Source organism: Pseudobutyrivibrio sp. UC1225 (assembly GCF_900115215.1).
Taxonomy (GTDB): Bacteria; Bacillota; Clostridia; order Lachnospirales; family Lachnospiraceae; genus Pseudobutyrivibrio.
In genome coordinates this window covers 72,384-80,222 of sequence record NZ_FOVQ01000014.1, presented here as the reverse complement: position 1 = coordinate 80,222, position 7,839 = coordinate 72,384, and the positions used below count along the sequence as shown (strand labels likewise).

The 7,839-nt window shown below is 39.1% G+C and carries 7 protein-coding genes, 1 tRNA gene and 1 pseudogene; 6 read left to right on the top strand and 3 right to left on the bottom strand.

Annotation, left to right across the window (positions count from 1 at the left end; genetic code table 11):
• A pseudogene (locus BMZ41_RS13705) lies at window positions 1-224 on the top strand (transposase); the annotation flags it as partial.
• A gap of 152 nt (window positions 225-376) precedes the next feature.
• Here BMZ41_RS13705 and BMZ41_RS13700 read toward each other — a convergent pair.
• Window positions 377-1,642, bottom strand: coding sequence for a diaminopimelate decarboxylase (locus BMZ41_RS13700; RefSeq protein ID WP_090168583.1), 1,266 nt, complete (start codon window positions 1,640-1,642; stop codon window positions 377-379).
• Window positions 1,639-2,325: a lytic transglycosylase domain-containing protein gene (locus BMZ41_RS16005; RefSeq protein ID WP_090168578.1), complete on the bottom strand. Its 687-nt coding sequence runs from the start codon at window positions 2,323-2,325 to the stop codon at window positions 1,639-1,641. The genes BMZ41_RS13700 and BMZ41_RS16005 overlap by 4 nt, the downstream gene beginning before the upstream one ends.
• Window positions 2,326-2,426: 101 nt before the next feature.
• Between BMZ41_RS16005 and BMZ41_RS13690 the strand changes: the two genes are divergently transcribed.
• Window positions 2,427-2,498, top strand: a tRNA-Thr gene (locus BMZ41_RS13690).
• A 114-nt stretch (window positions 2,499-2,612) separates the two neighbouring features.
• On the opposite strand, the gene BMZ41_RS13685 is transcribed toward BMZ41_RS13690, so the two are convergent.
• Window positions 2,613-4,055, bottom strand: coding sequence for a hypothetical protein (locus BMZ41_RS13685; protein ID WP_090530592.1), 1,443 nt, complete (start codon window positions 4,053-4,055; stop codon window positions 2,613-2,615).
• Between the two features lie 241 nt (window positions 4,056-4,296).
• Between BMZ41_RS13685 and BMZ41_RS13680 the strand changes: the two genes are divergently transcribed.
• From BMZ41_RS13680 to BMZ41_RS13665, 4 genes are read left to right on the top strand one after another with little or no spacing between them, the layout of a single operon-like run.
• Window positions 4,297-4,920: a ribonuclease H1 domain-containing protein gene (locus BMZ41_RS13680; protein WP_090168574.1), complete on the top strand. Its 624-nt coding sequence runs from the start codon at window positions 4,297-4,299 to the stop codon at window positions 4,918-4,920.
• A gap of 32 nt (window positions 4,921-4,952) precedes the next feature.
• Window positions 4,953-5,990, top strand: a complete 1,038-nt coding sequence (locus tag BMZ41_RS13675; protein ID WP_090530589.1) for a M42 family metallopeptidase — start codon at window positions 4,953-4,955, stop codon at window positions 5,988-5,990.
• A gap of 32 nt (window positions 5,991-6,022) precedes the next feature.
• Window positions 6,023-7,099: an ABC transporter substrate-binding protein gene (locus tag BMZ41_RS13670; protein WP_090530586.1), complete on the top strand. Its 1,077-nt coding sequence runs from the start codon at window positions 6,023-6,025 to the stop codon at window positions 7,097-7,099.
• 58 nt (window positions 7,100-7,157) lie between these two features.
• Window positions 7,158-7,838, top strand: coding sequence for an ABC transporter permease (locus BMZ41_RS13665; RefSeq protein WP_330388902.1), 681 nt, complete (start codon window positions 7,158-7,160; stop codon window positions 7,836-7,838).
• Window position 7,839 lies beyond the last annotated feature (1 nt).

The following is a 7,839-nucleotide window of genomic DNA, read 5'->3' as shown; positions in this document are numbered from 1 at the left end:
GGGAAGAATACATGGAAACATGTGAAGACATAAGACATACCTTAGGTATGAAAGATTTATACTCTCACAGAAAAGAAACCATTGAAAGAATCTTTGGAACAGCTAAAGAGAATCATGGTTTTAGATATACACAGATGTATGGTAAGGCGCGCATGATAATGAAAGTCGCGCTTACCTTTGCGTGTATGAATTTAAAGAAACTGGCAAAAATACAGCAAGAATGGGATCTGAAAATGGCCTAAAGGAAGGCCTTTTTACACAAAAATCAAAATATAATCTTAGAAAAAAGGAAAGGATGCTGCAAAATTTTAGTTTTGCAGCATCCTCTTTGTCTACACTCTGAGACTTAGCAAATTTGCTAAGTCTTTTTTTCATTTTAAAGTAAATTATCAACTACTCCAAGCCCATCAAAGGTAGCCAAATAATCCTTGATAGTCTCTGGTCTACGGATGAGTTTAAAGCCTCCATCTTCCTTCAAAAGTACCTCTGCGCTCTTGAGCTTTCCATTATAATTGTAGCCCATCGAATAACCGTGAGCACCAGTGTCGTGGATGAAAAGAATATCTCCCTTATCAATCTTTGGAAGCTGTCTGTCCACTGCAAATTTATCGCAGTTTTCGCATAGCGAGCCTGTTACATCATATACATGATCTTCTGGAGCATTTTCCTTTCCAAGGACTGTAACATGATGATATGAACCATAAACTGCTGGACGCATCAAATCTACTGCGCAGGCATCAACACCGATGTACTCCTTGTAGATGTGCTTCTCGTGGATTGCTGTAGTAACAAGTCCGCCGTAAGGTCCCATCATGAAACGCCCCATCTCTGTAAGAATAGCCACATCACCAAGTCCTGCTGGAACAAGAATTTCATCAAAGGCTTTGTGAACTCCCTCTCCGATGACAAGGATATCGTTTGGTGTCTGGTCTGGTCTGTAGGCAATTCCAACACCACCTGAAAGATTTACGAAGGAAATAGAAATTCCTGTCTTTTCTTTAAGCTCAACAATAAGCTCAAATAATGTCTTTGCGAGTGCTGGATAATATTCGTTAGTTACAGTGTTTGAAACAAGGAAGGCATGGATTCCGAATTCCTCTACGCCTTTATCACGAAGAATCTGATATGCCTCAAAAATCTGCTCTTTTGTCATACCATACTTGCTGTCACCAGGGTTATCCATGATACCATTTGAAAGCTCATAAACTCCACCTGGATTAAAACGGCAGCACATCTTCTTTGGAAAATGTCCCACTACCTTTTCATAAAAATCAATATGTGTGAAATCGTCAAGATTAACGATTACTCCAAGCTCGTCAGCATACTTAAATTCGCTGGCTGGAGTATCATTAGAAGAAAACATTATATCGTCGCCCTTGAATCCAAGCTCGTTGGAAAGAGCGAGTTCAACATAGGAAGCGCAGTCTACACCGCAGCCTTCCTCCTGTAAGATTTTTAAAATAAATGGATTTGGATTTGCCTTAACTGCAAAATATTCCTTAAAGCCCTTATTCCAGCTGAAAGCCTGATTTACCTTTCGGGCGTTTTCACGGATTCCCTTCTCATCGTAAATATTAAATGGTGTAGGAATCTCCTTTGTAATCTCCTGAATCTTTTCTTTTGTGACAAATGGGGTTTTCATAAATAGTTAATCTCCGCTAAAGTTTGCTTAAGTACTGCGTATTCTTCTGTATCTGGTAGTTCGCGTAAAAGCTTTTTTAAATCTTCCTCCAATTGATTTCGTGTGGCTGTACGTGAAATGTAGTTAGTGTAAGGCACATCTGCACCTCGCTTCATTATCGCCTTGATATTCTTCACGTAGCTTTGTGTCTCCCCGTAAGGCGGAACTCCTCCGTATTGCTTTACAACACTACTTCCAGCATTGTAGGCAGCGAGGGCCTTCTCCACATTACCTTCAAATTCCTCAAGCTTCTGAGCTATATACTTGGCTCCCGCCATAATATTCTCATAAGCATCAAAAGGATGCTGCAAGCCTAATTCTTTTGCTGTCTCTGGCATAATCTGCATTATACCCATTGCGCCACTGCGACTGACAGCGTCTGCATCAAATCCCGACTCCTGCTGTGCCATAGCTGTGAGCAAATCATAGCTAACACCATACTTCCTGCTTGCCTCAATAAAAATGTCCTTATAAGATGTAGCGCTGGAAATCTTGTCTGCAACAGTAGTTGTGTTCAATGCCTTTGCAAAAGCCTTGCTAATGTTCGAAGCACTGGTTCGTCCCTGAGATGAACTCTGATTAATAGCCTGCATAAACTCTTCATAGACTACCTGCGCTCCTGGAGACACTAACGAAATCTTCATACTCTTTTCCCCTTAAACCCCTGAATAATACAACAAAAATAGTGTAACAGTATTGACTTCACCACCTACTTTTGATATCCTTTTTCTTGCTGAATAAGCAAGCTGGTGTGGCTCAGAGGTAGAGCACTTCCTTGGTAAGGAAGGGGTCACGGGTTCAATTCCCGTCACCAGCTCTTTTTAATCCCAAGGCGATGGTGCCTTGGGATTTTTATTTGCTCTACACTTTACCATAATAAAGTGGTGATGTAAACCCTTATATCGATTGTATACAATCTTTTTCTCAAATTCTAATTTATTCCAAATTCCTTGTTCTTCCTTTTAGTAAATACCATCTTTTCAACATCAATCTTTTGATCCGTTACTCCATGAAAATACAAGGACTCTGAAAAACTTCCACTAGCATAATCAGCTATAGGCCAGTTGTCATCAGTATTAAACTCTGGCAGGACAAGCTCTATTTCTGTCTCTCCTTGACTTTCAGCCTCCTTAAATTGATTTATTACATCGTCAACGAAGGCCTCGCAATTCTCATATGGAAGTTTTTCATAATTAATCTCTTCATAGGTATTACTGTAATAAACCGTTCCTATTACAGAAACCGCTGCCATCAAGGATAATATCGTATTTCCGTATTTGATCTTTTCAGACATCTTCCCCACAAACATCATAAGCATAAACAATGCCCAAAATGCTACAGGTAAAATTGCGTCTGTTCGCTCCACGTAGGTGTAATTAACAACTGCGCTGAGAAGGATAATGTAAATAGTGGTCAGGCATAATGCCAATGCTATTTTCGCATCCTCAACAAGATATTCTCTTTTCAGGAAAAATATTCTCAATATAATAACAGCCGCACCAATTACTACAAATATAATATTGAAGTGACCGAACCAAAAAACCATTCTCTTCCCACTAGAGAGAATATTATGAGGAATACCTGTAGCGAAGCAAGCTGCGCGCCCACCTGTTTTTTCTATTATAAATGAACAAAACCATACAAGAATAACGATTAACGGTGGTCTATTCTTTGTCCAGTAGCTCTTCACATTAAAGCTCTTACCTTTAACTTCTTTATATAAGGCGTGTAATAATTCTACGCCTAAATAAGCTCCTAATACCACGCTGGAATACAAGCTTGAAAAGATAGCAAAATAAATCCACAAAGCAAGGTGAATCTTATTCTTTTTAGCAAGTGTTTTCCAGGCTCCCAAACCACCTATTCTCATTAAATGCATAACCAGCGACGCATTTAGCAGGGTTGATAAAATGTAGTGATACACGCAGGTCATATCATATGCATAGAACAGGAATACATTATTTTTCCTACCGTGGGCCACTGCGCAAAAATGCATACCTATAAAAACCACGCTAATCAATAAACTCTTAACAGTTGAAAGCTTATATTTTTTCTGTATTAACAAATAAAACTCTGTGAAATAGACTGTTATGATAAAACAAATAAATAAACCATTGGCTATTGATAAAGACAAGCAATATTTCCCAGTAAGCGGATACACTGTATACGCTCCTATATAGGAAACCAATGGCATAAAGAATTCTGGAAAAACCTTTATAGGATTCCATTTACCGATGATTGGCACTGGTATTCGTGGCATATAAATAAAATTCCAATCATCTGTGTCAAAAATGGCAATTGGATGAAGCACAATAAAGAACTCTACCAATAGAGCAAATAAAACTAGTGAAAATATAAGGTGAGTTTTTTTCATTATTTCTTATCTCCATGTCTTAATTTGTACAAAATCTTTCGTATTGTACCATATAAGGACTGTATAAGAAATATATTTAATTAGCTTATATATGTATTTTTATTGATTTTACTCAGCTTTTAATCCCCCATACATGAACCAACACTATGATATTCTATAATAACAGTAGTCTGTGATTAATATTTGAAAAATCAGGACATTATCTTTACTATATTAGGTAGAAAAATCATAGGAGAATAATATGGCAAAGAAAAACTATTATGCTGTAAAGGTTGGAAAAGTACCTGGCATTTATAAGACCTGGCCTGAGTGCCAATCTAATACTTCTGGTTTTCCTGGTGCTGTTTTCAAAGGCTTTGAGACACTTGAAGAGGCTGAAGCTTTTATGACAGGAACTGCTTCTACTGTTGCAAAAAGCGAAGCAGATGGCGTAACCAGCCTTCCAGATATATACGCGTTTACGGATGGATCATTTAATGTAGCTACCGGAGTATATGGCTATGGCGGCTTTCTTCATTACAGCGATGTTGAAGAAGATATTGAGATCCGCGGTAATGGCAACGATCCTGAGGAGGCAGTTTCACGAAATGTTGCAGGCGAGGTTCACGGTGCTGTTGCAGCAATGCGCAAGGCTGTGGAGCTTGGACTTTCTGAAATGACTCTCTTCTACGACTATGAAGGTATTGAGAAATGGCCCCTCAGATACTGGAAAACTAATAAAAAGATTTCAATGTTCTATGTTGAAGAATATGACCAGCTTAAGGATAGCTTAAAGGTAAATTTTGTTCACGTTAAAGCTCATACAGGTATCCCCGGAAATGAAGCCGCTGACAGAATGGCAAAAGCCGAGGTTGGTATAGAATAATAATTTAGACATAAATGGAGGATATATTAGAAATGCAGACTAAAAAATACGTTGATTACATGGTTCAGCAGACAGTAGATATTTTAGGCATTGACAGCCCTACAGGCTTCACTGCTACTGCTGCAAAGTATCTTATGAAGGAATATGAGAAGCTTGGCTACAAGCCAGTTATGACAAACAAGGGCGGTATCCTTGTTGATTTAGGCGGTAAGAATAAGGATGATGCCATTCTCATCGAAGCTCATATGGATACTTTAGGTGGTATGGTTTGCCAGATTAAGAGCAATGGTAATCTTGTGCTCACCCCTCTTGGAGGATTTTCTCCTAACAATGGCGAGGCTGAAAATTGCCGCATCTACACACGTGAGGGAAAGGTTTACGAAGGTACCTTCCAGCTTAATGATGCCTCAGTTCATGTAAATGATGATTACTCTACAAAGGCCCGTGAATTCAAGGGTATGGAAGTTGTTATTGATGAGGAAGTATCCAGCGCTGAGGATACAAAGAAGCTTGGTATTATGATTGGTGACATCGTTGCCTTCGAGCCACGCACCCGTGTTACAGAGTCTGGATACATCAAGAGCCGTTTCCTGGATGACAAGCTTTCTGTTGGAATCCTTCTTGGACAGGCAAAATATCTTGCTGACAACAAGATTACTACTGAGCGTAAGGTTTACCACCACATCACAGTATATGAAGAGGTAGGTCACGGTGCCTGCGGTACTGTTCCAGAAGGAGTTACTGAGATTCTTTCTGTAGATATGGGATGTATCGGCGAAGGTCTGGACTGCAAGGAGACTCAGGTTAGCATCTGCGCAAAGGATTCTGCCGGCCCTTACAATTATGATGTAGTTTCAAACCTTGTTAAGGTTGCAAAGGATAATAAGATTGATTTTGCTATCGATGTATACCCACATTATGGTTCTGACGCTGATGCAGCTCTTAAGGCTGGCTATGATGTTAAGCATGGTCTTATCGGTGCCGGTGTTTACGCTAGTCACGGTTACGAGCGCTCACATAAAAAGGGCGTTGAAAATACATTTAAGCTTATTGTAAATTACGTTAAATAATTCGTATTTACGTAAGTAGAAAGAAGGAAAAAATGAATAAAAAGATTCTGTCACTATTAATGGCAACAGCTTTAATGGCTACTTGTCTTGTAGGATGCGGAAGCAAAGCTTCTGATGAGACTTCTACTGCTACAGAAACTGAGGTTACAGAGGAGACCACAGAGACTGCTGATGAAGCTATTCCTGAAACACCAGCTGAGGCGGTAGATATCAAGGTCGCAGCTTTAAAGGGACCTACTGCTATGGGTATGGTAAAGCTTATGGATGATTCTGACAAAAGCGATACAGCTACTAATCACTATACCTTTACTATTTCAGCTGCACCTGATGAAATCACTCCACAGATTATTCAGGGCAACGTAGATATCGCTGCTGTTCCTGCAAACCTTGCTTCTGTTTTATACAACAAGACTGAAGGACAAGTACAGGTTCTTGCCATCAATACACTTGGAGTTTTGTACATTGTAGAAAATGGTGAGACAGTCAAAAGCGTAGATGATCTGAAAGGTAAAACAATCTACGCAAGTGGTAAGGGGGCTACTCCAGAATACGCTCTTAATTACATGCTTTCCTCTTACGGAATCAACCCACAAAAGGATGTTACTATCGAATACAAGGCTGAGCATGCTGAATGTGTAAGCGCACTTTTAAATGATGACAATGGTGTTGCAATGCTTCCACAGCCATTTGCTACCACCGCACTTATGCAAAACGAAAACATGCGTCTTGCTATTGACATGACAACAGAGTGGGAAAATATTGCCAATGCAAATGATTCAAATACTACACTGGTAACTGGTGTTGTTGTTGCAAGAAAAGCTTTTGTTGATGAGCATCCTGAAGCTGTAAAGCTTTTCATGGAGCAGTATGAAGCTTCTACTAAATATACAAATGATAATATCGAAGATGCTTCTGCATTAATTGAAAACTATGATATTATAAAGGCAGCAGTAGCACAGAAGGCTATTCCATACTGCAACATCACCTTTATCTCAGGCGATGATATGAAGGAAAAGCTTGGTGGCTACTTAGATGAACTTTTCAATCAGAACCCTGAAGCTGTAGGTGGACAGGTACCAGCAGATGAATTCTACTACATCGAAAAATAAAAAAACTATAAGACTTTGGGCTGTCATATTTTGGCTTATAATATGGCAGCTACTGTCTATGTATTTAGATTCTGATATTCTCTTAGCATCTCCCATAAAGGTTGTAAAAAACCTTTGTGGGCTGCTAGGGGTTATTTCTTTTTGGCAATCCGTATTATTTACGTTTATACGAATTTTCATAGGACTAATTATCGCCAATATCCTTGGTGCTGTTTTTGCTGCCCTTTCATATACGTCTATACGATTCAGGGAATTTATCTCTGTTCCGGTGGCAGTTATCAAATCCACTCCTGTAGCATCCTTTATTATTCTGGTGCTCATCTGGATTCCCTCAAAAAATCTTTCAGTTTTTATCTCCTTTTTGATGGCCTTTCCTGTAATCTACACCAATATTTTACAGGGACTGTTATCCATGGATGGAAAAATGTTGGAGATGGCGCAGGTATTTAAGATTCCTTTTAGAAGAAGACTTCGTTTTATTTATATTCCAGAAGTCATTCCTTTCTATCAGGCTGCAGCTACACTATCAAATGCCATGAGCTTTAAGGCTGGTATTGCTGCTGAGATTATCGGCTTGCCGCAGGGTTCTATCGGAGAAAGACTATATGAAGCTAAGATTTATCTGAACACTCCAGAGCTCTTTGCATGGACAATAGTAATCATTGTTCTAAGCATCGTTTTCAATCGTGCTTTTTCTGCATTTATCAATTACGTAATGAACAAATTAGAAGGTAAATAAA

What these genes read in the sequence shown, in the direction of transcription:
- BMZ41_RS13685 (WP_090530592.1), bottom strand. Translation starts at nt 4,055, where the DNA reads ATGAAAAAAACTCACCTTATATTTTCACTAGTTTTATTTGCTCTATTG.
- BMZ41_RS13675 (WP_090530589.1), top strand. Translation starts at nt 4,953, where the DNA reads ATGCAGACTAAAAAATACGTTGATTACATGGTTCAGCAGACAGTAGAT.
- BMZ41_RS13670 (WP_090530586.1), top strand. Translation starts at nt 6,023, where the DNA reads ATGAATAAAAAGATTCTGTCACTATTAATGGCAACAGCTTTAATGGCT.
- BMZ41_RS13700 (WP_090168583.1), bottom strand. Translation starts at nt 1,642, where the DNA reads ATGAAAACCCCATTTGTCACAAAAGAAAAGATTCAGGAGATTACAAAG.
- BMZ41_RS16005 (WP_090168578.1), bottom strand. Translation starts at nt 2,325, where the DNA reads ATGAAGATTTCGTTAGTGTCTCCAGGAGCGCAGGTAGTCTATGAAGAG.
- BMZ41_RS13665 (WP_330388902.1), top strand. Translation starts at nt 7,158, where the DNA reads ATGTATTTAGATTCTGATATTCTCTTAGCATCTCCCATAAAGGTTGTA.
- BMZ41_RS13680 (WP_090168574.1), top strand. Translation starts at nt 4,297, where the DNA reads ATGGCAAAGAAAAACTATTATGCTGTAAAGGTTGGAAAAGTACCTGGC.